Below are 23,892 nucleotides of genomic sequence, written 5' to 3'. Positions count from 1 at the left end.
CACGCTTATAACCAGCACTTATTTATCACTACTCGCTATAGTCGGTAAAGTAGTGTTGGTTATGACGGATCATATCACTAATTTCCAAGACGTAATCGGTTCCACGCTCTGAATAAGGTAATAAGCCTGTTGCTAAAATCTGTGGCGATAAAGGTTTATTTTGTTGGCGTAATTGCTCCCGAATAGTACGAAAAACATGATAGGCACTGTTAGTGTTAATATTAAAAAGGTAATGTTGTACGGCATTTTCTACCGACTGAAAAGCTGCTACCTCATGCTTTAGTCCTTCATCTCGACCATTAGGCACCATGCCGCATCCTTTTTTAAAACACCAGATGCCAAAAAAGTTTAAGCCGATACGGGCAAATCGAGAAGTCCCCCAAGCAGACTCATTGGCTGCTTGTACTAATACTAACGCCTGAGGCACAACATCCACTCGACGAACTAATTCAGCAACTTTATCAATAGGTTTTAACTCATGCTTAACTCGGTATTTTGTTGTTAATGCTTGGACAAGCTGGCTCTCCTGAGAGCTCAATGCTTGCTGAGAAGACAATTTCTCTTGTATCACTAATACCTGTTGTCTTAGCTGACTAATGCGTTTATTTTCATTAATAATTGCCGGCGTTAAAAATGCAAAGAACTGTTTTTTCTTTTCTTTAACATCTCTGATCTGTGAAAATTCAGGTAAATTGACGTTATGAAGCGGGATCTCTTTAACCTTTTTAATTACCGATACCCCATCTTTATCATCACCGGTTTTAAGTGCATCGGAGTAGTCATTAAATAAGGGCACAATCAATGCGATAACGAATAAACTTAATAGGCTAGCTTTAATGATCCAAGATTTATACATACATTTTCCTTCTTTTATTGCTAAGCTGAAAAGGTACTATCTGAGCCAGTTTTAGCATTTAATTGTAATTGCATCCCAAATATCTCTCGATATAAAATGCCTTTAACATTATAAAACATCGGCGCTAAATATGTTAACGCGAATAAAGTAAACACGCCGCCAACTATTGCCATACTAGATTTAGCCAGTAAAACCAAAGGTAACACTGCTGCTACTAATGCACCAAACAATAGTAAATAAATTAAGAAAATGGCAAACCATTGAAAACGAGTTGCTTGAATCGACAACATGATCGCTTTAATTGGTGATAAGCGCTTTTCAACTACGAGTGGTAACACCAGCGATAACGCCACCGCTAAATAAATCCCTGGTAGATAAAATAGCGATAATCCTATGGTGACTAATGTGGATGAAAGTAAGGCAGCGATAGCGACCCAACTACCACGCTTTAAGAACGCAAAGACCAATTTTGCATCTGATTTAAGACCTACCGCATGAAATATGCCCATCATCTCAACACCAACGAGAAAAGGATAAACGATCAAAGTAACAAGAATATTAAGTAATGCACTGGCTTGCTGATCTTTAAATACCGCTTCAACTCCTCCCATGTAACTACTAACAATTAATGTCACTAGTACCCCAACAAATAAAGTAAACAGTAGCCCTAAGTTAATCGATATTCGTGATTTATTGGTATTGCGCCATGCTTCTTGAAAGACTTGCTTAACATTAATGGAATATTCCCCTTTTAACGCTTTATCAACACTTCCGCCAACCTGTAAAAATGAATGCTCTTCCACTTAATGACCTTATTTGCCAAACAACTGTTAATGACTGCCATTTCAACTTAATAAAATGACAAAAGCCTTATTATACCGAAAATTTACCAGCGAATAAAAAGAAATTAGCGTCGATGAATGCGCTTTAGAATTTGGCTAAAATATCGCGAGCCTTTTTCGCGTGCTAGAGCAATATTCTGCTCAGGGATCAACTCAGGATCTGGATAAACAGACAGCACTCTTGCCATACTTTGTTCACGGATCAAATGGAGTGTAGGCAACGGAGAACGATTAGTGTAATTTGACGCATCATCAGGCGCTTCCCCCTCAAAAACATAATCGGGATGAAAACTTGCGATTTGAAAGACACCTTCGAAGCCGAGTTCCACAAGCAATTCGTTAGCATAATCAACCAAATCTAAATAGTGAGTAAATTCTCTAAACCCTAAACTACAAATAAATAGCGTAGTCTCAACTTCCGGATGCTGATCTAAATAATGTAATTGCTCTGCAAATTCAGCTAATGCACTTTCTAATCGAGCTTGCGGACACACATAATAATGAATCGTGTTGTTAACAAACTCTTTTTTAGCAAAGGGGCAAAAATTTAGTCCGATGATCACTTGCTCTAACCATTGCTGAGTCTTAACTATTGCAGGATGTAGTGTTGTCATATTATCGCTCCTCAGCCATTGTATGCTCATTGTTTTGTTGAAGTTGCCACATGCGATAGTAATGACCTTTTCTTGCTAGCAGGCTTTGATGATCACCCTGCTCAATTAATTCACCACGGTGTAACACTAAAATATTATCGGCATCGACTATGGTAGATAATCGATGTGCGATCACTAAACTGGTATGATTCTTTGCAACTTCTTTGATCGCTTTGAGTATTGCCTGTTCAGAATAGCTATCAAGCGAAGATGTCGCTTCATCAAAGACTAAAATAGGCGGATTTTTCACTATGGTTCGTGCAATCGCCACCCGCTGTTTTTCACCACCGGAGAGCTTTAAGCCCCGCTCACCGACAACTGTTTCGACCCCTTGCGGTAAAGCATCAATAAAAGCAGATAAATGCGACAGTTTTATTGCTTCAAGCACTGTTTGCTCATCCGCTTCAACATCACCATAGACAATATTTTTATACAAGGATTCATTAAATAAAACGGTATCTTGCGGCACAATACCAATATTTTTGCGCAGGGAATATTGTGTGACTTTATCGATAGGTTGTTGATCAATACTGATAGCGCCTTTATCAACGTCGTAAAAACGAAACAGTAATTTTACGAGTGTCGATTTACCTGAGCCACTCTCGCCTACTATTGCCACCTTTTGCCCTGCTTTTATTTCAAAACTTACATTGTTAATAATGGGGCGATCATCACTATAATTAAATGAGACATTATTAAAGCTCACTTCACCTTTTGTTACCTGTAATGTTGTTGCATTGTTAGCATCAACGACCTTGGGCACTTTTAAGGTTAAATTAAACATTTGCTCAATATTGGTAAGCGAGCCTTTTATTTCACGATAAACAAACCCTAAAAAGTTTAGTGGGATAAATAATTGCATCATAAACGCATTAATCAAAACAAAGTCACCAAGGGTCATTGTATTATGCGCCACTTGATACGCTGCTAGCGCTAACATCACTGTCATCGAAAGCGCAACAATGAAAGCTTGACCACCATTAAGGGCAAACAGAGAGAGTCGATTTTTCATTTTCGCCGCTTCCCAGTCGGCTAATTGGCGATCATAGCCCTGTGCTTCATACTCTTCATTTGAGAAGTACTTCACGGTTTCGTAATTGATCAAGCTATCAATTGCTCTGGTATTACTACGAGAATCTGCTTTATTTACGGCTTGAATATATTGAGTACGCTTATTAGTCGCATAGACTGAAAAAGCGACATAGCTTGCAATAGCAACTGTTGTCACTATGGCAAAGTCGATCCCATAGTTAAACCAAAGAATTGAAACCACCATCACAATTTCAATTAAGGTTGGCACTATGTTAAACACCATAAACTTGATCAAAAAACCAACACCCGAAGTTCCACGATCAATATCCCGGGAAATACCGCCAGTTTGCCTATCTAAGTGAAAATCTAAATCCAGTTGATGTAGGTGTCGAAAAACCTTTAAACCAATGCGCCTAACCGCACGCTCAGTAACTTTAACAAATAAGGTATCTCTGATTTCAGCAAAAAGCACTATCGATAATCTTACTATCCCATAAGAGATCACCAGTACAAGTGGTACAAAAACGATAGAGTTATCTTGACCTTTATCTAACGTATCGACTAAATCTTTTAAGATAAATGGTACATAAACACTGGCTAATTTCGTTGCTAACAAACATAACAAAGCAACAAAAATTCGAGTTTTAAATTCCAGTAAGTAAGGTAACAACTGCTTTAGGACACGCCAATTGATTGGGTTCGTATCGACGGTAGGATGAGATGAATGACGCATAACACTTTAAGGCAATATCAAAAACAAAACTCTAGCGAGTTTACGCCCACAATACAAGCAGTGATCTTCATCTTGCGCTATGGTAACGTTAATTACCTCTTTATCATTAGTTTCTGTTTATGCTTGGTTTTTTGAATCAATTACTCGATAAGTGTATTTTCACCGTTGTTTTTATATGCGGTGTGCAATTACCTGAATTTATCAATCAATATTCACAGCGGTTATCTGGCCATTTAAATGAAGCTAACTTGCAACTTGCGCAATTCAAACAACTGGCTGAGTTGCACCATCAAGGCAACCTTCACCTATTGATCCGTGCTTATAAGCAAAATTCTGATCCAAGCGTAGTGGATACAGCAACGATTATTGAACAATTAGTCTCTAGAGTAAATTATTTGCAGCAACACCTTCATAACATGTTAAGCCCCTCTTACTGGCAAAAGATTCAGCAATTAGTGATAAACGGAGATGTGAGTATTATGGAGCAAACTGCTAAAATTTTTAGCTTAGCGATACCTTTAGAGTTAACAGCATTAGCCACAGGTGCCATACTGGCATTATCAGTAGTCTTACTCAAAAGTTTGAGCATTTACCTCATTACGCGTCTATTTAATGCTGACGCTCGTGTTAACGTATAGCAATAAAAAAGCCACTTAACTTGCGTTAAGTGACTTTAATGAATCCATCATATAAAACAGCTAACAATTAACCGTTGCCATCTTCGACACGACTTTTTAACTTTTGACCTGGTCGAAAAGTTACCACTTTGCGTGCAGAAATTGGAATATCTTCACCCGTTTTTGGATTACGCCCTGGGCGTTCACTTTTTTGACGAAGATCGAAATTACCAAAACCAGAAAGCTTAACTTGTTCACCAGCTTCTAATGTTTCTCGGATCTCTTCAAAAAACATTTCTACCATTTCTTTTGCGTCGCGCTTACTTAGCCCAACTTTTTCGAATAAATGTTCTGCGACTTCTGCTTTAGTTAGCGCCATTGCTTAATCCCTCAGTGATGCATTTAGTTCATCTTTTAATGTATCGACCACACGATCAACGACATCATTGATTTCTTTTTCTTCAAGTGTCTTTTGATGATCTTGTAAAACCATGGCAATCGCTAAGCTCTTAAATCCAGCTTCAATACCATTACCTTGGTATACATCGAACAAGTTTAGATCAACTAAATAATTTCCGCCAACATTTTCAATGAGTTGTAACACTTTTTTTGCTTCAACATCTTCTTTAACGACCACGGCAATATCCCTTCTATTGGCAGGAAAGCGAGAGATTTCGCCAGCTTCAGGGATTTTTTTCGTCGAAATTTCAGACAATAACAATTCAAAAACAAATGTTCGGCTATTTAACCCTAATTTCCTTTCTATTTCAGGATGTAAGGTTCCTACATGACCAACCAAGCTATCTCCTTGGTAAATCGCTGCAGTTTGCCCTGGGTGTAATGCGGCAATTTCAGCTTTATTAAATTGATAAGCAGAAGCATTTGCCGTTAAAGCTAACAATGCTTCAACGTCAGATTTAATATCATAAAAATCTACCGCTTGCTTCTCCATGCTCCAATGTTCTTGGTTGATATTACCAGTGATCACTCCTGCTATCATTGGTTGTTGGCGCACACCGTTTTCCGCATTTTCATCAGGAATAAAGCGTAAACCAGTTTCGAATAAACGAATGCGATTTTGCTGGCGGTTTTGGTTATACACCACCGATTGCAATAAGCCCGTCCATAAACTTAAACGCATCACTGACATTTCAGATGAAATAGGATGAGGTAAAGTCATGACATCTTGTTCAGGATGGATAAGTGATTGGATCTTAGGATCAACAAAACTATAAGTGATCGCTTCCTGATAACCACGATTCACCAAAATTTGGCGTAAACGAGATACCGGCAATTGCGCTTCCTGTTGCTCACGCATTGCTAAAGTAGCGCTTGGTGAAATATTGGGGATATTGTTATAACCAAAAATTCGCGCAACTTCTTCAATCAAATCAACTTCAATTGAAATATCAAAACGATATGCTGGTACATTTACAGTCCAAACATCATTTTCAAAGCTGACATCAAAACCTAAACGCGTCAGAATTTCGTTAACTTTTTCATTGGCAATATGATAGCCAATTCGGCCATCTAACTTAGCCCGACGTAAATTTACCGTTTTTGGTTGTGGAACATGCTGCTCACTGACAGCTTCAACCACAGGTCCAGCCTGACCACCGACAATTTCTAACAATAACTGCGTTGCACGTTCCATCGCTTCACGTTGCATACTTGGATCCACACCACGCTCATAACGATGGGAAGAATCTGTATGCAAACCATACTGGCGCGCTTTACCTAAAATGGCTAAAGGTGAGAAAAAGGCGCTTTCTAAAAAGATATCCGTTGACTGCTCAGTCACACCTGAGTCTTGACCGCCAAAAATCCCCGCCATCGCTAACGGTTTATTGTCATCAGCAATCACTAAGGTGTCCGTTGATAACGTAACTTCATTGCCATCTAACAAGGTTAATGGTTCATCTTGCTCTGCAAAACGTACATTGATGTCACCATCAATTTTTGCTAAATCAAACGCATGCATTGGATGGCCTAGCTCCAATAACACATAGTTTGTCACATCAACAACAGGATCAATCGAGCGAATACCACTACGGCGTAATTTTTCAATCATCCATAAAGGCGATTTCGCTTTGATATCGATATTTTTGATAATACGACCTAGATAACGAGGACATGCTTGTTCAGCCGTTAATTGAATGCGCTTTTCATCATCAATACTTGGCGGTGACACAATAATTTGAGGTTCATTAACTGGCAAACTATTTAATACGCCTACTTCTCTAGCTAAGCCTTTTAAACCAAGACAATCACCTCTGTTCGCCGTTAAATCAACGTCAATAGTAACATCGTCTAAATCTAAGTATTCACGGACACAAACACCAATAGGCGCATCAGATGCTAATTCTAAAATACCATCAGAGCTTTCTGCTAAACCAAGCTCTGATTCACTGCATAACATACCATGTGATGGCACACCGCGCAGTTTAGCTTTTTTGATCTTAAAATTTCCCGGTAACACCGCACCAACCGTTGCAACAGCAACTTTTAGTCCTAAACGACAGTTTTTCGCACCACAAACGATATCAACTAACTCGCCGTCATTAAAATTTGGGCCTAAGTTAATTTTGGTCACTTGTAGTTTATCTGCATCAGGATGAGGGCCACATTCAACAACTTCACCAATAAGCACACCGGTAAACTCACCCGCTACAGGTTCAACCGCATCAACTTCTAGTCCAGCCATGGTGATTTGATGAGACAATTCTTGTGAAGAAATCGTTGGATTAACCCATTCACGTAGCCAAGATTCACTAAATTTCATTTGCTGGTTTCCTAGTTAAATTGTTTCAAAAAGCGAAGGTCATTCTCGAAAAAGGCACGCAGATCATTCACGCCATAACGCAACATAGTCAACCTTTCCACTCCCATACCAAAAGCAAAACCAGTATAAACTTCAGGATCAATACCTACTGATTTCAATACATTAGGATGTACCATCCCGCAACCTAACACTTCTAACCATTTTCCATTTTTACCCATCACATCTACTTCAGCCGATGGCTCCGTAAATGGGAAATATGATGGACGGAAACGAATTTCTAGATCTTGTTCAAAAAAGTGATGCAGAAAATCATGCAAAATACCTTTTAAATGAGTAAAGCTGACATCTTTATCTACCATCAACCCTTCCACCTGATGGAACATTGGAGTATGGGTTTGGTCATAATCATTACGATACACTTTGCCTGGAGAAATAATGCGTAATGGCGGCTGTTCTTTCTCCATGGTGCGAATTTGTACACCCGATGTTTGCGTGCGCAATACTAACTTAGGATTAAAATAAAAGGTATCATGGTCTTGACGAGCCGGATGGTGCTCAGGAATATTTAACGCATCAAAGTTATGAAAGTCATCTTCAACTTCAGGTCCTTGTTTCACCGAAAACCCTAAATCACCAAAAAAGCTTTCAATACGCTCTATGGTGCGTGTCACTGGATGTAAACCGCCATTGCTATTTGAGCGGCCAGGTAGTGTCACATCAATAGATTCTTTTGCTAGCGTCTCTTTGATTGCTTCAGCGCGTAAAAACTCGCCTCGCTCGGTCAACAGTTTCTGTACTTGTTGCTTTGCTTGGTTGATCACTTGCCCTGCTTTAGGTTTTTCTTCTTTAGGTAACTTACTTAAACCTTTCATTTGTTCAGTAAATAAACCTTTTTTACCTAAATAATTAACTCGAACTTGATCAAGTTCAGCAGGTTCATTTGCAGCAGCAATCGCTTGTTCTGCTTGCAATATAATTTCGTCTAAATTCATGAGTTCCTCTAAAACGACTCTAAAGCGTAAACTAGCAGGCTTTGGGTAGACTAGTGTATTGAAAAAATGGTCGAATAGTTTACACAAATTTAGATTAAAAATGTAGCCAATAGATGGGATTTTTTTCTATTTAAGCTACTTATTTTTAAAATAAAATGCTCTGTGTAGGTAGAAACATTCGCAAAACGAGACTTTTTTTTCTAATCTGTAAAATTAAGGGTATAATAATCATAATTTTGCTGTAAAGTCGGTCAATTAATTCAAGGAGCGAAATGGAAGTTTACACTGCAAGACAAGCCATATTAAACCGTAAAGAACATGTTGTTGCTTACGAATTGCTCTATCGTGATAGCCCTGAGAATATTTTTCCTAATATCGATCCCCATGAAGCAACCGCCAAAGTTGTTATGCAAACCCATCTAAATCAAGGCATCGCGCCAATTACCGATAATAAACCCGCTTTAATCAATTTTGGTGAACAATCAATCATCGAAGGTCTGCCATTATTATTACCAAAATCACAAGTCATGATTGAAGTATTAGAGACTGTGACACCATCAGAGCAAGTTTATCAAGCGTGTAAAGCGTTATATCACCAAGGTTACCACTTAGCACTTGACGATTTTATTTATGATCCCAAATGGGCACGTTTTTTCAATTTAGTTAAAATGATCAAATTTGATATACAAACCACCTCTTTGGAAAAAATTGCTCCTTTACTTACTCAGCTAAAAGCACGAAAGAAACTAAAGTTATTAGCGGAAAAAGTAGAAACAAAAGAAGAATTTGAAGAAGCAAAACGTTTAGGATTTCATTACTTTCAAGGTTATTATTTCTGTAAACCTCAAATGGGCAGTAGTTATGATTTAGAAACAAATCAGCCCGTTTTACTCAGCCTGATCCAAGAAAGTTTAAAAACGCCAATTAACATCAATAAAATAGCCGCGTACTTTGAACACGATTCTGCACTGAGTTATAAATTATTAAAGTTTACCAATTCAGGTATATTACCTATTACCCAACAAATTGACTCAATCAAAAAAGCGGTTGTTTATTTGGGTGATTTACAAATTAAGAAACTCATTCTACTGATGGCTACGGGCATCATTGCTTCGAATAAACCCAAAGAATTAACACGGATAGCCATTATCAGAGCAAGATTTTGCGAATTAATCGCTCAAAAAGCGTTTCCTGCACAAAGTGAAGCTTGTTTTATTATGGGGTTGTTTTCCTTGTTGGATGCTATGTTGGATAAACCAATGGAAGTCGTCTTAGAAAACTTATCAATAGTAGATGATGTAACTGAAGCTCTGCTTTCATCGAAACCTTCCTTACTAAAATATGTATTAAACACAGTCAAAGAATATGAAAAAGGCAGTTGGTTTAAAACAAAATCTCAAGCCGATATGATCAATGTTGATTATGAGTTATTAGCAGGTTTTTATAAACAATCGGTTATTTGGGCTAACAAATATGATCATTGCTAAAGCTACCTGCTGATACTACCTTTTCATTACCATTATTATTCTCATTCTCATTCCATATTTTTCACCTATACTGATAACAACCTGTTGATGTTTGTAGGATCAGGTCGACGAAAAACAACGAGAGGTATCAAAATGAAAACTTTACAATTAACAACACTCACAGGCCTATTTCTTATACTAACGACTAACGTTTATGCGGGAGAATCTAAACAAGCCAAAATTAATAGAGCGATGTCAGCCGCACCTATGTCTGTTAGTAAGGATGCCACCATTATGGATAATGATGGTACAATTTTGAAAAAAGGAAGCAACGGTTGGACTTGTTTGCCCAATGTTATGCCTGGTGATAAAAACCCCATCTGTAATGATGAAACTTGGATGACAATGATGAATGCCTTAGGTAATAAAGAGGAGTTTACCGCTGATAGAATTGGACTATCTTACATGTTAAAAGGTGATAAAGGTGCAGGTGTTAGCAATTCAACACCCTATCACGCCGATCACAAAAATGCGAAAGACTATGTGGAGACAGGTCCCCACTTAATGGTGATTGTACCGAAAGAATTGTTAAATGGGATCCCAACCGATCCTAGTGTTGGTGGACCATATATTATGTGGGGCGGTACGCCATATGCTCATATTATGATCCCCATAGATAACAGCAAAGTTTTGATGAAAAATCATAAACATTAATCAACATTACTCTGATAATATAACCCCGCTATCACTTGGATATGCGGGGTTTTTATTGCAACGATTGCTAAAAGCTCGAATACCTTAGTATTGACCAACTACTTTTACTTTATCTGTCAATGATGAAGGACTCACATAACCTATCATATTAGGATCGCTAGCCACTAGCTTTATCACCTCACTGTCACTGTCGACTTCCTTAGGCGGTGTACCTTTGCCAGTAAACAATTGTTTTGACCAATATGCTTTGATTTGACTAGACGACTTGTTTAATACTTTGTCATTAAACTCAGCAGTTAATTCATTAGCACTGGCTTGATTAATTGCAACGACACTATTACCACTTGGAAATGATTTAACCTTGCCCGTAAATATCTTCTTAATGAGCTTTTTATCAATAGTGCTTGTATTTGCCGGATTAACAATCACAGCAACTTCTGCTAAAACAGACAAAGACACCCCGTAGAACAAACAAGACAATAGTAATTTTTTCATCATAACTCCTTAGAAAACTATATCGATGCCAAACGTTAATGATTTACTATCACCTGCGACTGCGAGTTCAAAAGATTTATCTTCAACATCATCGTATTGAACTTTAAATGCTGCAGAAGGATGGAAGTCCCAGCGTAAACCAATAAAGGTACTATTGTGATTTTCACCATCACTGGCATCTTCTTTAAAGCGAGAATAGCCAACATAAGGTATGATATTGTCTGCTCGATAGCCAAGTGTGACCATGCCAGTATCTAAATTACCTCCCAAATCAAGGCGATTAAGTTCCGTTAATATAAAAACGTTGCCCCAATCAGCATTAGCAGAAATACCATAAAACTTACCGTCACGTTCATTACTGCCATCCCAAGTAGATTGAACACCTCCAATATAACGCTCATTGGTATAACTCATATGGGTTAGTCGTACTTCTAACCAGTCATTACTGAGGTTGATCACTCCCCCCATAATGTCTTTCCAAATTTCTCGCGTTGGCTCTAAAAAGAAAAATTGACTGAGTAATCGATTTTCTCTGCTATCTTCACGGCCAAAATAAAGGTTGCCATTAACCGTCCAATCTCCCCATTCACCAAAATATAGCGCATTAACACCGTTGTAATTAAAAACTTGCCAAGTATATGTATCTGCAGGAGGCCTCATCCACACATAAGCAAAACCAACATCATAAAAGTCTGAATAATAAAATAGTGGTAGCCTTTTTTTACCCGCTTGAAATGTCCAATTGTCATTTAGCTCGTAAGATAGATAAGCCCATTCTAATTGCGTATCAAAGTCATCAGCCCCCCTTGATACCACTTGCCCTGTTACAGATAAACCGTCCATTAAATCCGCCGAAAACTGTAATCCAAATAAACTTTCTGGCTTAAAGGACCACTGCTCTTCATAAGCAGAAACGATTGGATAGTCAGCAAGAAACGTCGGTGGTACATCATATTGTGGCACACCACTACCACTTAAAACCTTTCCAGCATTTATACTTGCAAACCCTGAGATAGACACTTCAGCAAATACGCTGCCAGGTATAAAACATGCACAAACAGCTATTGCCCCTAAATAACCAACTTTCATAAAACAACTCCCCATTGCTATGTACTTTTTAAACATAGTTCAAAATATCGTTAATACAAATAGTTAGCACAAAAAAAGGCAAGCTTCTGACAGCTTGCCTTTGGTTATAAAGTGGACTTAAACATTAATCAATTAACTGATATTCCCTGTTTAATATATCGATAATTTCTGCTTTTGGGTTGTCACTTAAGGTGATTTTCTCACCAGTAATTTTCTCAGCGATATCAGTGTATGTTTTAGAAACTGACATTAACACTGTTAATGGTAATTCGTTATTTTCTGCTAAGGCTTCTCTTTCTGCCATCCGATCCTTGTTCAATAAAATATCGGGATCTGGGAAATGATTAAGGAGCAATTGTCTAAAGCCTTCTTTTGAGTTTTCAACAACTTGCCCTTGACTATACTGAGTTCCATCCCAGATACGAGATGAATCTGGCGTACCCACTTCATCCATATAGATAAGCTTATCCTTACCTTGCGTATCCTTGACGTAGCCAAATTCAAACTTAGTATCAACAAAAATTTGATCTAGAGAAGCTAATGCATCAGAAATGACATTAAAGCCTTCGGTTAGCAGCTTCTCATATAAACTAATATCTTCGACATTCTTAAAATTAAAGGCCTTAAAATTCTCTTCAATGTTTTGACGCGTAACATTAACATCGTCAACTTCAGGCACGCCAGGGATCCCTTTTAAAATCCCTTTGGTTGAAGGTGTTTGTAATAAGCTTGGTAACTTGCTGTCTTTGGTTAAGCCTTCAGGTAATTCGATACCGCAAAAGTGACGCTCACCTTTTTCATATGCACGCCACATTGACCCTGTGATGTATTGTCGACAAATAGCTTCAATCATGACTGGCTGTGCTTTTTGTACAATCCAAACAAATGGATGAGGGATATCTAAAATATGACTATCTGCCAAGCCTTGTTCTTTAAAGACTTTAAACCAATGATTTGATATCGCATTTAATGCTGCACCTTTGCCAGGTACGCCTCGCATACCACCTTCGCCTTTCCAGATACAGTCAAATGCTGAGATACGGTCACTTATCACCATAATGGCTAGTGGTGTATCCGTAGGCACATCATAGCCCTTTTCTTCAATTAACCGTTGGCTATCAGCGGCTGTTAACCAATACACAGAACGCACTTTACCACTATGTACCGGCTTATCGGTACGAATAGGTAAATCATTATTCACTGCTAAAACTTTATCTGCCAAACTCATGGGGTCTTACCTTAAGCTCAAAATTAATAAACTGTTGCGAATAATATTTCAGTTCAGTCATAAAATATTATTCGCAACATCATCATCAAACTTTTAAAGCTCATTATTTTTGAAGTTATTTAGCCAGATTTCAAGAGAAATACCCCATTAAACAATGAATGCGTTCATTATATAACGCATAAACTCTGCTAAACAGTTCAAAACAACAATCTCAAAAAGAAAAAAGGACGCAATACAGCGTCCTTTTTATCGTTTCTTTACTCAACGATTATGCTAAAGAAGCTTGTGCTTTTTCAACTAATACAGAGAAAGCTGCTTTATCGTATACTGCGATGTCAGCTAGGATCTTACGATCGATTTCAATCGATGCTTTTTTCAAACCATTGATGAAACGGCTATAAGATAAACCATTTTGACGAGCTGCTGCGTTAATACGAGCAATCCAAAGTTGACGGAATTGACGCTTACGTTGACGACGGTCACGGTAAGCATATTGGCCAGCTTTAGTTACAGCTTGAAAAGCAACGCGATATACGCGACTACGAGCACCGTAGTAACCTTTCGCTTGCTTAAGAACTTTTTTATGACGTGCGCGTGCTACAACACCGCGTTTTACTCTTGCCATTTTCTATCTCTCCTATTAACCGTGACGTAAAAGTTTTTTAACTGACTTAATGTCAGATGCAGCGATATGACACTTAGCACGTAAGTGACGCTTAACTTTCGTACGACGTTTAGTCAAGATATGACGTAAACCCGCTTGTTTGAACTTGTAGCCTTTAGCTGTCGGTTTAAAGCGCTTTGCAGCACCTTTGTTAGTTTTCATTTTAGGCATTGAATATTACTCCACATTCATACTCAAACATTACTTGAGCATTGCCATTGAAATTTAGCAACTTAGGCGAAAATCATCCCTTTTAACTAAGGTAATTGATTCTACTTTCAGGCCTAAAATCACCGGTTAAAAACAATAGTGGTGGGCAATAACAAACATTATTACCACTTGCTAAAACCAAGCTATTGATTATTTTTTAGGTGCTAATACCATCACCATTTGTCGTCCTTCCGCTCTACGCGGGAAGAACTCAACTGTTGTTAGCTCTTCTAAATCACCTTTAACGCGATTTAAAAGCTCTAAGCCTAGTTCTTGGTGGGCCATTTCGCGACCACGGAAACGTAAAGTAACTTTGACTTTATCGCCCCCTTCTAAAAAGCGCTTCAGGTTACGTAATTTCACCTGATAATCGCCTTCATCTGTGCCAGGACGGAATTTAATTTCCTTTACCTGTACTTGTTTCTGCTTCTTACGTTGTTCTTTTTGTTCCTTGGCTTTCTCATATAAGAACTTACCGTAGTCCATCACACGGCACACTGGCGGTTTTGCTGTTGGGCTGATTTCGACTAAATCGACACCAGCTTCTTCTGCTCTATTCATTGCTTCGTCTAAAGAGACGATTCCAACCGCTTCACCTTCAAATCCGATTAATCGAACTTCAGTGCCTGTAATTAACTCGTTTAAACGATGTGCAGGTTCTTTTTGCCCGCCTCGTTGACCACCTTTAATAGCCATGTTCCTCCAAAGAACTTTGTACCAACATTGTTTATTATTATTTCATTAAATAATGTCAGATGAAAAAAATAATGTCCGTCAAACCTTGTTTAAAATCAATTAACGACGAGAAACTACTTCTTCGGTTAATGTATTAATAAAACTGTCGACCGACATCTTACCTAAATCTTCACCACTTCGCGTGCGAATGGCAATTTCACCATTCTCCATTTCTTTGTCACCAACAACTAACAAATATGGAACACGCTTTAAAGTGTGCTCGCGGATTTTAAAGCCTATCTTCTCATTTCTCAAGTCTAGTTTAACTCTAATTCCACTTTCTTTGAGTTTTTTAACAACATTTTGACAATATTCGCTCTGTTTATCGGTAATATTCATCACTGTTGCTTGAATTGGCGATAACCACGTTGGGAATTTTCCACTGTATTCTTCAATTAAAATACCGATAAATCGCTCAAGTGAACCCAAAATAGCACGATGAATCATCACCGGCACATGTTTTTCACCATCTTCACCAATATATGAAGCGTCTAAACGCCCTGGCAAAGCAAAATCAAGTTGTACTGTACCGCATTGCCAGTGACGACCTAAACAATCTAATAGGGTAAATTCAATTTTAGGACCATAAAATGCGCCTTCACCAGGTAAATACTCAAACGCTATCCCTAAGTTATTTAACGCATTAGCAAGACCTTGTTCGGCTTTGTCCCATATTTCGTCGGCACCAATACGCTTTTCAGGGCGAGTTGATAGCTTAACCAAGATGTCTTCAAAACCAAATGATTTATAAACGTCATACACCATTTCGATACATTTAGTCACTTCATCTTGCACTTGCTCTTCAGTACAAAAAATATGCGCATCATCTTGAGTAAAGCCACGTACACGCATTAACCCATGCAACGCACCTGATGGTTCATTACGATGACAACAACCAAATTCTGCCATTCTTAATGGTAAATCACGGTATGATTTCAAACCTTGATTAAAGATTTGTACGTGACCTGGACAATTCATCGGTTTGATTGCATATTCACGTTTTTCAGACTCTGTAGTAAACATAGCATCGGCATACTTGTCCCAATGACCCGATTTTTCCCAAAGCCCGCGATCCATCATTAACGGCCCTTTTACTTCGTCATAGTCATATTCATGAAGTTTTTCACGAACAAACTTTTCTAACTCAGTGTAAAGTGTCCAGCCATCGTTATGCCAAAACACCATGCCTGGCGCTTCTTCTTGCCAGTGGAACAAATCTAATGTTTTACCAATTTTACGGTGATCTCGTTTTTCTGCTTCAGCAAGGCGTTGAATATAAGCTTTTAATTGTTTTTTGTCTGCCCATGCGGTGCCATACACTCGTTGCAACATTTTATTGTTCGAATCACCACGCCAATATGCCCCTGCCACTTTCATTAGCTTAAAGTGATGACAATGACGCATACTGGGTACATGAGGACCACGACACATATCAATATATTCTTCGTGATGATACAGCGCTGGGCGATCTGTTTTTTCAATGTTTTCGTTTAAAATTTCTAACTTGTAGGTTTCGCCACGCTCGGTAAAGGCATCAACCGCATCCTGCCACGAACCTGTTTTCTTAATGACCTGATAGCCTGTGCGCGCAAGTTCTGTCATGCGCTTTTCTAGTTTCGCTAAATCATCTTCAGAAATAGCATGGTCTAGATCCACATCATAATAAAAGCCATTATCGATCACAGGTCCGATCGCCATTTTAGTATTTGGCCACAATTGCTTGATCGCATGACCTAATAAATGAGCACATGAGTGACGAATGATCTCAAGACCTTCATTATCTTTACTGGTGATTAACTGTAAAGTTGCATCAGACTCAATCATTTCACAAGCATCAACTAATTCACCATTGATACGACCAGCGATGGTCGCTTTAGCTAAACCAGGACCAATATCAAGAGCAACATCCATTACAGATACAGCTTGTTCAAATGAGCGTTGAGAACCATCAGGAAGCGTAATAACAGGCATGAATTTTCCTTTCTACAGTGGCGGCGCATACCAAGCGTCGCATGACTATTTAAATCTGGATTAATACAACCGGATATAGGCTATATTATCGAATAATATTAGTGTACATTGGCAAGCGCCAATCAAGCCGGTGAATATAGGGGAAATCGATTATTATTGCAATCCATAAAGCGGTATTTCGCCGAGTTAATTTTGCTATGCTTTATCTATCTATCACCTTAATGATGAGCTTGTTCGTTTTCACTTACCCAGCTTATGCCAATAAACTGTCAATTAATAGCACAGACATACAAAACCCAGCCGATTCATGGACCATATGGCGAGAATCAGCCAATAAGCGCGTAAAAACAAGATCAACGAAAAAAGCCGGCCTTATTGAAATAAGTGCGGAGCTGACGGTAAATTCAAGCTTAAGCGGCTTTATTTTATTTATTCAAGACCAACAAAATCTTGCTAATTGGCTGGATAAAGTAAAATCCTTTGAAGTGATTGCTGTATCTGACAACGAGAGTTTGCTTTCTATTCGCTTTAAAGCTTTCTGGCCAATAACTGAAAGAGTCATGACCGTAAAATCAGAGGTTAGACAATTCGATGATCTATCAGTGACTATTTCAGTCACCGATTTAGCTAAGCAAAACGAGCAAGAAGATGACGCTATTGTCATCAGCCTTTATGCCGCACAATGGCATATCACACCAATAACTAAGAATACACTGCATATTCGTTATCAATTTATTGCTGACGCAAATGGCAGCCTGCCACATTGGTTAACTAATCGTGTCACACTCAGCAGTATATGGTCTTCATTAGAGAAAATATCTCAGCAACTTCCCCAGTCCAAATATCAGACACTAAAGCATCCAATCATTGAAGAAAAGCCCGAGAAATAATCGCAACTACGAGATAATTCACTATAATTTATCAATATGGGCATTGATAAAAGAGTTGCTAATATGTGGGCCAGTATTGAACATGCGATAGAACAAGTCACCAATCAACCTTTTTCCATTAAACATAAACAACCTGCTACCGGTGGTGATATCAATTTATGCTATTGGATCAGCAACTACCATCAGAACTTTTTTGTCAAACTCAATGATAAAAGCCATTTAGAGCATTTTGAATCAGAAGCATATGCATTAGAGCAAATTAATCAGTCTCAACAAATTACCTGCCCAGAAGTGATCACCTACGGTGTTACCTTAGATAAAGCATTTTTAGTACTGAGTTATATTCCTTTTGAGACACCTGAAGCTAAAGATTGGTATCATTTAGGTCAACAATTAGCCTACATGCATAAACGTGCCACACATGGGCAATTTGGCTGGCAACATGATAATTATATTGGTGATACATTACAGCCTAATCACTGGCAAAGTAATTGGCGCACATTTTTTGCCGAGCAACGCATCGCCTGGCAATTACAATTATTGCACGAGAAATCAATTAAATTAGGCAATATTGACCATATCACCCAAGTTTGCCACGACGCGCTATTACATCATCAAGTGACACCTTGCTTAGTTCATGGTGATTTATGGCAAGGCAATATGGGATTTTATCACCATAAACCTGTGATTTTTGATCCTGCTTGTTATTATGGTGATCGGGAAGTAGATGTAGCAATGACCGAGTTATTTGGCCAGCTTCCTGATGATTTTTACCTTGGTTATCACGACACCTATCCTTTGCCGAATAATTATGAGCAAAGAAAATTAATTTACAATTTTTATCATGTACTTAATCACGCTAATTTATTTGGTGGAATATATATCGATCAATCCAAGGCCGTGTTATCAAGGATTTTATCTCTACATTAATGAGGGGATAACTCGCACTTTATGTAAACTGGTTCATAATAAAGATTATGAGATAAAAGTTAGCGTCTAGGAGGCAACATGCCCCAAGATAATTCAGTACATAAAATAAAAGAGCAAAAGATCTCCTGCCCTCATTGTGGACACCATATTTTTATCGCCTTAGATTCATCTGCTGGTGATCAAGATTATTACGATGAGTGCCCTGCCTGTTGTAATGACATTCATTTAAACCTTCACATCGATGAATATCATCAAAAAATACAATTAGCCGTAGATAGCGATGATGAGCAAATATTTTAACTAACCTTGTGACAAGTTTAACTGTTTAATGGTATTGACTATAGTGATCGTTTGTTGATCAAATTCCAAATTCACTTTATCCCCAACACTCAAAACACCAAGATTAGTTCGCTGTAATGTTTCTGGGATCAAATGCACACTAAAGCCTTGTTCACTCACCACTTGTCCAACAGTCAAACTCACGCCATTAACAGTAATAAACCCTTTAGCTAATACATAATTACGCCATGTTTCAGGTAACTGAAACCGTAACGTACAATTTGTTTCAGTGACAATTTTATCAGCCAACACTACCTGACAGTGCACATGACCACTAACAATATGGCCGCCTAATTCATCACCTACTTTGAGCGAACGCTCAATATTGACAGAATCCCCAACCTTAAGCGATGATAAATTACTCACGTGTAACGTTTCATCAATGACATCAAAAGCAATTGAACCATAATCGCTAAAGTGCTCAAACTCGACAACGGTTAAACAGACCCCATTAACGGCAATGCTGGCACCAGTGACTAAGCCTTGTAACAACTTAGGCGACGTGTTTACCACTAAGCGCGCTAAATTATTTTCAATTTTTAGTAAATTAACCCGAGCTTGCGATTGCACAATGCCTGTAAACATATATCATCCACTTATAAAACAACATCATTGTTCATTCTAACAAAGCAGGAAAACATTCCCAACTACATCATGCATTTAGAACTCTTCTTTTCCTATAGCAAAAAGCTAATGAAGCTGGCATACCCAATTTTGATTGCACAGCTGATACAAAATTTAATGGGCTTTGCCGATACGGTAATGGCTGGGCGCGTTAGTGCGACTGATATGGCGGCAGTTGCCGTTGCCAGTAGCATTTGGTTACCACTTATTCTGACAATTTATGGATTAGTGATGGCGTTAGCAGCTATCGTTTCACAATATGCTGGCGCAAATGAGCATCATAAAATAGCCAAAGCAAGCTATCAAACAGCTTGGATTGCATTAACATTAGGCATTGTATTAATTCTACTTTTTAACCTACTAAGCCCTACTATTAGTGAACGCATTACCTTAGAGCATGACTTAAAAACGCTCATGTTCGATTATTTAGGTTATATTATCTGGGGTGGTCCAGGTTTTTGCTTGTACCTCGTTTTGAGACATTATTCTGAAGGGCTTTCTCATACTAAACCCACGATGATCATCAGCATCATCGGGTTATTAATTAATATTCCGGCCAATTATATTTTTATCTACGGGGAATTTGGTCTACCCGCTTTAGGTGGCGCTGGTTGTGGCTTGGCGACCGCAATTGTCTACTGGGTGATGTTTGGTGCCATGCTGATCTATTGTCTTGTGTCGAAGGTATTAAAACAAACGCCTTTATTTAAACAATTTTATTGGCCCGATTGGCAAGAAATTAAATATATTCTTTCTATTGGAGTACCTATAGCCTTATCACTGCTATTTGAAGTCAGTTTATTTTCTGTCGTAGCCATATTACTTGCCCCTTTTGGCGCAGAAGTGGTCGCAAGTCACCAAATAGCGATTAACTTTTCTGGGCTCGTATTTATGGTTCCCCTCAGCCTAGCCATGGCTGTGACAATTCAAGTAGGTTTTGCCGTAGGTAATAATAATCACAGTGAAGCCAAAGCAATTTGTCTATATTCTGTCATGCTAGGATTAATTATCGCGGTAGTTACTGCCGCGCTTAGCCTTATCTTTAGAACAGAAATCGCCAGTATCTATACAACAGAATCGGCAGTGATTGAATTGGCAGCAAGTCTGATGTTTCTTGCTGCACTTTTTCAATTTTCAGATGCTATTCAAGTCATCTCTGCTGGCGCCCTACGCGGTTATAAGGATACTAAAGCAATATTGTATATTACTTTTTGCTCGTATTGGTTAGTCGGATTATCGGTTGGCTTGATTTTAGGTTTAACCGATTGGCTGATCCCCGCCATAGGACCTTATGGATTTTGGATTGGCTTTATTTCAGGTCTAACAGTAGCAGCCATTTTACTCGCCTGGCGTTTAAAAATAGTACAAACACGTAGCATGGTGAACGCATAAGAGCCTACATTTGACTGAATTGTAATCAAACAAACAAAAAATGATTTTAAATCGCGAAAATAACTTGCAAGTCAAATTTCAGATCGCTAACATAGCGCCACGTTGAGTTATTCAACATCTTTTGTACGTCCGTAGCTCAGTTGGTTAGAGCGCTACCTTGACATGGTAGAGGTCGGTGATTCAAATTCACTCGGACGTACCACTTTTTCCTTTAATTTCAACAGCTTACATACGATTAAAATCACGAAGTACCAATTAAGTACCATCTAACTTAGATATTTTGGCATTCATTGAGTTAAATAAATTTAATTCTTTAGAACAATTCCAAGCATTTAAAAGTACTTCATACTCTCTTAGTTCTTTAGTTGAAATATTGTCATTTAGAATCTTTGTAGAAAGGTAACGCACATTTAAGGGGTTGATAATTGTTTGCTAAAATGTGTAGCGAAGCGAAACCGAGCAAACTGTTAGCAGTCCCGCTTTAAATTCTTATAGCACTCTGGCGCTTAAGTGGATTGTAGATAATCATCACTAACTTCTAACTTATAAACTGTTTTCGATTGTACTAAGCAATTGCGCATTTCTTCACGAGCTTTTTGGTACTGCTCACCAGTTAAATTATGGTCTTTTTCCCATTGCTCGCGACTCGGCCACTGTGCGTAACCCACTAAAACATTTGGCTTATCTGATACGTGAAGACTTGAGCCAAAACTACCGCATTTTTGATAAATTACCTTTGTCACTTCGAGCCATGCTTCCCGAAATGACGCTTTCATTCCGTCTTTTATTTCAAACTCATAGATTGCTATAAACACTTACTTTCCTCCTTGAGTGCTAACGCCTCGCTAAAACGCGCGCTTTTCAGCGTCGTTGTTGAGCGATTTGTTAGTGCTTTTTAGATTTAACCGCAATCTAGGCAAGACTCTTGGCGTTCCGAGAATAGAGCCGTGAACTTCGTCGATTTTCGTCGCTCCGTAGCGCCGATAAAAACCCTCTGCATTTGGGTCCGCGACAAGCTCCATTGTTGAATAGCCGCGATTAAGTGCTTCTTTGCACACTTTTGCAAATAATAGTTTGCCTAACCCAGTGCCTATATGGGACGGCTCAATCCACAAATGGCCCAGGTATGCAAAGCCGTCTTTAAGTTCTAGTCCAAAAAATCCAACTATCTTTTTGTCAGACTCAAGGACTACAACAATGTTTGAAGCTATGTAACTTGGAGAGATAGTTAATTCCTCTTTCCATTCCTCCATCCATTCTTGTGGATAACCCCAATGGGCTTTGGCCCGTCTCACTAACGACGTGAGTAAGTCAGACTCTTCAATTGCTGCTTCTTTGTAAGTTTGCATACGAATTTTTAACGAAATTATGAGCGCGATATCTAGGTAGCACTAACAACTTATTAGTGAGACCTTGCAAGGTAGGTAACCTTGTAAGATACAAAAAATTCAATGTAAATCATACATAAATAAAAGTACAGGCGATTAACTAAAAAATACCAGTTTAGTACCACACTCGTTTAATAAACACTAATAACGATTATTACGATATAACATAAAATCAACAACTTAAATGTAACCCATTGATTTATAAAGCGTAACAAAAGTATCAAATTCACTCGGACGCATCACTTTTTCATTTAATTTCAACAGCTTACATGAAATCAAATCACGAGGTACCAATTAAGTACCATCTAACTTAGATATTTTGGCACTCATTGAGTTAAATAAATTTAATTCTTTAGAACAATTCCAAGCACCTAAAAGTACTTCATACTCTCTTAGTTAGTTGCCTTTTTTACGATACTTAACAATACCATAAAAGTAATTTACCACGACACCAATAACGAGAAATATAACAGAGGAAGACATTTGATTTTCTGTGAGACCACCCAAGTACCAAAGATAAGCAATAAAGGTCATAAATATGGAAAGTATTATTAAACTTAAACCTACGCTTTTCCCAAATGCCTGAGGGTTAGAAAATTTATTTTCATTAAACCCTGAAATTAAGCCTCTACGCCCTTTATAAGCGATCAAGTACCCAGAAATACCGCAGGGTAAAACAACAAATAAAAGAATAAATAAAGCTTCAAATGTGGACTCTTCCATGATGTATACTCCTTGGCAACTAACGCCGCAATATGGGGCGTATTAAGCTTAGCTAAAATTAGAGAAGAATGAGCGCCAGCCAAGCTTTAGACGTCCCATCCACGATTGCCTTGTTATAAGTCGTTATCCTTTGCGAATTTACTAAAACCTAACGCACCAAAAAACACAGCCAAAATAAACAAATAGCCAATAGACATTATCAAAAAACGATTATCGATAGGGAGTAAATCGAACAACTCTATATCAGTGAACATAGAGATAAATGGAAAAACAAAAAATGGTAATAGCGCCCATAATAAGTATAAAGATCGTCCCGACAACTTAACTGCTTTGGCACAATATGGACATATTAAAAAGTCATGTTGTATCGTTAGAAATGTTAGCTTTTTTTTGCGTATCCGGCCTAGTTGCCAGAATGAAATTTTCTTTTCGCACCAAGGGCAAGGTTTCTTCAACATATCCATGTTCTCATAGACTTATAACGCCGCATTAAGGTGTGAGCAACGTTACCACGAAACCTAACCATA

At 38.3% G+C, this 23,892-nt stretch carries 26 protein-coding genes and 1 tRNA gene; 8 read left to right on the top strand and 19 right to left on the bottom strand.

Annotation, left to right across the window (positions count from 1 at the left end; genetic code table 11):
- Nucleotides 1-28: 28 nt before the first annotated feature.
- The 4 genes from IV514_RS12920 to IV514_RS12905 all read right to left on the bottom strand — a co-directional run bounded on the left by IV514_RS12920 (nt 29) and on the right by IV514_RS12905 (nt 4,116).
- On the bottom strand, nt 29-856 hold the full coding sequence (locus IV514_RS12920; protein ID WP_206485678.1) for a glucosaminidase domain-containing protein: 828 nt from the start codon (nt 854-856) through the stop codon (nt 29-31).
- A 20-nt stretch (nt 857-876) separates the two neighbouring features.
- Nucleotides 877-1,659, bottom strand: coding sequence for a hypothetical protein (locus IV514_RS12915; RefSeq protein ID WP_206485677.1), 783 nt, complete (start codon nt 1,657-1,659; stop codon nt 877-879).
- Between the two features lie 104 nt (nt 1,660-1,763).
- Nucleotides 1,764-2,312: a DUF1415 domain-containing protein gene (locus IV514_RS12910; protein WP_206485676.1), complete on the bottom strand. Its 549-nt coding sequence runs from the start codon at nt 2,310-2,312 to the stop codon at nt 1,764-1,766.
- 1 nt (nt 2,313) lies between these two features.
- Nucleotides 2,314-4,116: an ABC transporter ATP-binding protein/permease gene (locus IV514_RS12905; RefSeq protein WP_206485675.1), complete on the bottom strand. Its 1,803-nt coding sequence runs from the start codon at nt 4,114-4,116 to the stop codon at nt 2,314-2,316.
- 119 nt (nt 4,117-4,235) lie between these two features.
- Here IV514_RS12905 and IV514_RS12900 point away from each other — a divergent pair, with 119 nt between their 5' ends.
- Entirely contained in the window at nt 4,236-4,754 is a 519-nt protein-coding gene (locus tag IV514_RS12900) for a DUF2937 family protein (RefSeq protein WP_206485674.1), read from the top strand.
- A gap of 67 nt (nt 4,755-4,821) precedes the next feature.
- Here the strand turns inward: IV514_RS12900 and IV514_RS12895 are convergent, their stop codons facing one another.
- Genes IV514_RS12895 through pheS form a run of 3 tightly spaced genes read right to left on the bottom strand, consistent with a single transcriptional unit; the run spans nt 4,822 to nt 8,507 of the window.
- A complete protein-coding gene (locus IV514_RS12895) occupies nt 4,822-5,112 on the bottom strand; it encodes an integration host factor subunit alpha (RefSeq protein WP_206485673.1) in 291 nt (96 codons plus the stop codon).
- A 3-nt stretch (nt 5,113-5,115) separates the two neighbouring features.
- Nucleotides 5,116-7,515 carry a phenylalanine--tRNA ligase subunit beta gene (gene pheT / locus IV514_RS12890; protein ID WP_206485672.1) on the bottom strand — a complete coding sequence of 800 codons (2,400 nt, stop codon included), beginning with the start codon at nt 7,513-7,515 and terminating at the stop codon, nt 5,116-5,118.
- A gap of 11 nt (nt 7,516-7,526) precedes the next feature.
- Complete coding sequence (gene pheS, locus IV514_RS12885; protein WP_206485671.1) at nt 7,527-8,507, bottom strand: phenylalanine--tRNA ligase subunit alpha; 981 nt, start codon at nt 8,505-8,507, stop codon at nt 7,527-7,529.
- A 272-nt stretch (nt 8,508-8,779) separates the two neighbouring features.
- Here pheS and IV514_RS12880 point away from each other — a divergent pair, with 272 nt between their 5' ends.
- Both IV514_RS12880 and IV514_RS12875 read left to right on the top strand, forming a co-directional pair.
- On the top strand, nt 8,780-9,994 hold the full coding sequence (locus tag IV514_RS12880; protein WP_206485670.1) for an HDOD domain-containing protein: 1,215 nt from the start codon (nt 8,780-8,782) through the stop codon (nt 9,992-9,994).
- Nucleotides 9,995-10,126: 132 nt separating this feature from the next.
- Entirely contained in the window at nt 10,127-10,687 is a 561-nt protein-coding gene (locus IV514_RS12875) for a hypothetical protein (protein ID WP_206485669.1), read from the top strand.
- 84 nt (nt 10,688-10,771) lie between these two features.
- Here the strand turns inward: IV514_RS12875 and IV514_RS12870 are convergent, their stop codons facing one another.
- From IV514_RS12870 to thrS, 7 genes are all read right to left on the bottom strand, one after another.
- On the bottom strand, nt 10,772-11,182 hold the full coding sequence (locus IV514_RS12870) for a phosphate ABC transporter substrate-binding protein (protein ID WP_206485668.1): 411 nt from the start codon (nt 11,180-11,182) through the stop codon (nt 10,772-10,774).
- 9 nt (nt 11,183-11,191) lie between these two features.
- Nucleotides 11,192-12,271: a porin gene (locus IV514_RS12865; protein ID WP_206485667.1), complete on the bottom strand. Its 1,080-nt coding sequence runs from the start codon at nt 12,269-12,271 to the stop codon at nt 11,192-11,194.
- Nucleotides 12,272-12,395: 124 nt separating this feature from the next.
- Complete coding sequence (locus IV514_RS12860) at nt 12,396-13,499, bottom strand: phosphoribosylaminoimidazolesuccinocarboxamide synthase (protein ID WP_206485666.1); 1,104 nt, start codon at nt 13,497-13,499, stop codon at nt 12,396-12,398.
- 268 nt (nt 13,500-13,767) lie between these two features.
- A complete protein-coding gene (gene rplT, locus IV514_RS12855) occupies nt 13,768-14,124 on the bottom strand; it encodes a 50S ribosomal protein L20 (protein ID WP_184422580.1) in 357 nt (118 codons plus the stop codon).
- A gap of 15 nt (nt 14,125-14,139) precedes the next feature.
- The gene (gene rpmI, locus IV514_RS12850) at nt 14,140-14,334 is read right to left on the bottom strand and encodes a 50S ribosomal protein L35 (RefSeq protein WP_206485665.1); all 195 of its coding nucleotides are present in this window, start codon (nt 14,332-14,334) and stop codon (nt 14,140-14,142) included.
- A gap of 189 nt (nt 14,335-14,523) precedes the next feature.
- The gene (gene infC / locus IV514_RS12845) at nt 14,524-15,069 is read right to left on the bottom strand and encodes a translation initiation factor IF-3 (protein WP_206485664.1); all 546 of its coding nucleotides are present in this window, start codon (nt 15,067-15,069) and stop codon (nt 14,524-14,526) included.
- 99 nt (nt 15,070-15,168) lie between these two features.
- On the bottom strand, nt 15,169-17,079 hold the full coding sequence (gene thrS / locus IV514_RS12840; RefSeq protein WP_206485663.1) for a threonine--tRNA ligase: 1,911 nt from the start codon (nt 17,077-17,079) through the stop codon (nt 15,169-15,171).
- A gap of 197 nt (nt 17,080-17,276) precedes the next feature.
- Here thrS and IV514_RS12835 point away from each other — a divergent pair, with 197 nt between their 5' ends.
- From IV514_RS12835 to IV514_RS12825, 3 genes are all read left to right on the top strand, one after another.
- Entirely contained in the window at nt 17,277-17,969 is a 693-nt protein-coding gene (locus IV514_RS12835; RefSeq protein WP_206485662.1) for a hypothetical protein, read from the top strand.
- Between the two features lie 63 nt (nt 17,970-18,032).
- The gene (locus IV514_RS12830) at nt 18,033-18,899 is read left to right on the top strand and encodes a fructosamine kinase family protein (RefSeq protein ID WP_206485661.1); all 867 of its coding nucleotides are present in this window, start codon (nt 18,033-18,035) and stop codon (nt 18,897-18,899) included.
- Between the two features lie 78 nt (nt 18,900-18,977).
- Complete coding sequence (locus IV514_RS12825) at nt 18,978-19,199, top strand: CPXCG motif-containing cysteine-rich protein (protein ID WP_206485660.1); 222 nt, start codon at nt 18,978-18,980, stop codon at nt 19,197-19,199.
- On the opposite strand, the gene IV514_RS12820 is transcribed toward IV514_RS12825, so the two are convergent.
- The gene (locus IV514_RS12820; RefSeq protein ID WP_206485659.1) at nt 19,200-19,823 is read right to left on the bottom strand and encodes a riboflavin synthase subunit alpha; all 624 of its coding nucleotides are present in this window, start codon (nt 19,821-19,823) and stop codon (nt 19,200-19,202) included.
- A gap of 108 nt (nt 19,824-19,931) precedes the next feature.
- Here IV514_RS12820 and IV514_RS12815 point away from each other — a divergent pair, with 108 nt between their 5' ends.
- Nucleotides 19,932-21,254: an MATE family efflux transporter gene (locus IV514_RS12815; RefSeq protein WP_241242352.1), complete on the top strand. Its 1,323-nt coding sequence runs from the start codon at nt 19,932-19,934 to the stop codon at nt 21,252-21,254.
- 125 nt (nt 21,255-21,379) lie between these two features.
- Nucleotides 21,380-21,456: transfer RNA gene (locus IV514_RS12810), tRNA-Val, on the top strand.
- Nucleotides 21,457-21,760: 304 nt separating this feature from the next.
- On the opposite strand, the gene IV514_RS12805 is transcribed toward IV514_RS12810, so the two are convergent.
- The 4 genes from IV514_RS12805 to IV514_RS12790 form a co-directional block, all read right to left on the bottom strand.
- Nucleotides 21,761-22,069 (bottom strand): antibiotic biosynthesis monooxygenase, encoded by a 309-nt coding sequence (locus tag IV514_RS12805; protein ID WP_206485658.1) that lies wholly within the window; start codon nt 22,067-22,069, stop codon nt 21,761-21,763.
- 30 nt (nt 22,070-22,099) lie between these two features.
- Entirely contained in the window at nt 22,100-22,603 is a 504-nt protein-coding gene (locus IV514_RS12800; RefSeq protein WP_206485657.1) for a GNAT family N-acetyltransferase, read from the bottom strand.
- Between the two features lie 435 nt (nt 22,604-23,038).
- The gene (locus tag IV514_RS12795) at nt 23,039-23,365 is read right to left on the bottom strand and encodes a hypothetical protein (protein ID WP_206485656.1); all 327 of its coding nucleotides are present in this window, start codon (nt 23,363-23,365) and stop codon (nt 23,039-23,041) included.
- A 113-nt stretch (nt 23,366-23,478) separates the two neighbouring features.
- Complete coding sequence (locus IV514_RS12790; RefSeq protein WP_206485655.1) at nt 23,479-23,685, bottom strand: hypothetical protein; 207 nt, start codon at nt 23,683-23,685, stop codon at nt 23,479-23,481.
- Nucleotides 23,686-23,892 lie beyond the last annotated feature (207 nt).

The organism is Thalassotalea sp. G2M2-11 (assembly GCF_017168195.1).
GTDB lineage: Bacteria > Pseudomonadota > Gammaproteobacteria > Enterobacterales > Alteromonadaceae > Thalassotalea_E.
The sequence above is the reverse complement of the archived record's forward strand: the minus strand, read 5'-3'. Positions and strand labels throughout refer to the sequence as shown.

Coding starts and splice junctions, on each gene's coding strand:
- IV514_RS12920 (WP_206485678.1), bottom strand. CDS start 856: ATGTATAAATCTTGGATCATTAAAGCTAGCCTATTAAGTTTATTCGTT.
- IV514_RS12910 (WP_206485676.1), bottom strand. CDS start 2,312: ATGACAACACTACATCCTGCAATAGTTAAGACTCAGCAATGGTTAGAG.
- IV514_RS12905 (WP_206485675.1), bottom strand. CDS start 4,116: ATGCGTCATTCATCTCATCCTACCGTCGATACGAACCCAATCAATTGG.
- IV514_RS12900 (WP_206485674.1), top strand. CDS start 4,236: ATGCTTGGTTTTTTGAATCAATTACTCGATAAGTGTATTTTCACCGTT.
- IV514_RS12895 (WP_206485673.1), bottom strand. CDS start 5,112: ATGGCGCTAACTAAAGCAGAAGTCGCAGAACATTTATTCGAAAAAGTT.
- pheT (WP_206485672.1), bottom strand. CDS start 7,515: ATGAAATTTAGTGAATCTTGGCTACGTGAATGGGTTAATCCAACGATT.
- pheS (WP_206485671.1), bottom strand. CDS start 8,507: ATGAATTTAGACGAAATTATATTGCAAGCAGAACAAGCGATTGCTGCT.
- IV514_RS12880 (WP_206485670.1), top strand. CDS start 8,780: ATGGAAGTTTACACTGCAAGACAAGCCATATTAAACCGTAAAGAACAT.
- IV514_RS12875 (WP_206485669.1), top strand. CDS start 10,127: ATGAAAACTTTACAATTAACAACACTCACAGGCCTATTTCTTATACTA.
- IV514_RS12870 (WP_206485668.1), bottom strand. CDS start 11,182: ATGAAAAAATTACTATTGTCTTGTTTGTTCTACGGGGTGTCTTTGTCT.
- IV514_RS12865 (WP_206485667.1), bottom strand. CDS start 12,271: ATGAAAGTTGGTTATTTAGGGGCAATAGCTGTTTGTGCATGTTTTATA.
- IV514_RS12860 (WP_206485666.1), bottom strand. CDS start 13,499: ATGAGTTTGGCAGATAAAGTTTTAGCAGTGAATAATGATTTACCTATT.
- rplT (WP_184422580.1), bottom strand. CDS start 14,124: ATGGCAAGAGTAAAACGCGGTGTTGTAGCACGCGCACGTCATAAAAAA.
- rpmI (WP_206485665.1), bottom strand. CDS start 14,334: ATGCCTAAAATGAAAACTAACAAAGGTGCTGCAAAGCGCTTTAAACCG.
- infC (WP_206485664.1), bottom strand. CDS start 15,069: ATGGCTATTAAAGGTGGTCAACGAGGCGGGCAAAAAGAACCTGCACAT.
- thrS (WP_206485663.1), bottom strand. CDS start 17,079: ATGCCTGTTATTACGCTTCCTGATGGTTCTCAACGCTCATTTGAACAA.
- IV514_RS12835 (WP_206485662.1), top strand. CDS start 17,277: ATGCTTTATCTATCTATCACCTTAATGATGAGCTTGTTCGTTTTCACT.
- IV514_RS12830 (WP_206485661.1), top strand. CDS start 18,033: ATGTGGGCCAGTATTGAACATGCGATAGAACAAGTCACCAATCAACCT.
- IV514_RS12825 (WP_206485660.1), top strand. CDS start 18,978: ATGCCCCAAGATAATTCAGTACATAAAATAAAAGAGCAAAAGATCTCC.
- IV514_RS12820 (WP_206485659.1), bottom strand. CDS start 19,823: ATGTTTACAGGCATTGTGCAATCGCAAGCTCGGGTTAATTTACTAAAA.
- IV514_RS12815 (WP_241242352.1), top strand. CDS start 19,932: ATGAAGCTGGCATACCCAATTTTGATTGCACAGCTGATACAAAATTTA.
- IV514_RS12800 (WP_206485657.1), bottom strand. CDS start 22,603: ATGCAAACTTACAAAGAAGCAGCAATTGAAGAGTCTGACTTACTCACG.
- IV514_RS12795 (WP_206485656.1), bottom strand. CDS start 23,365: ATGGAAGAGTCCACATTTGAAGCTTTATTTATTCTTTTATTTGTTGTT.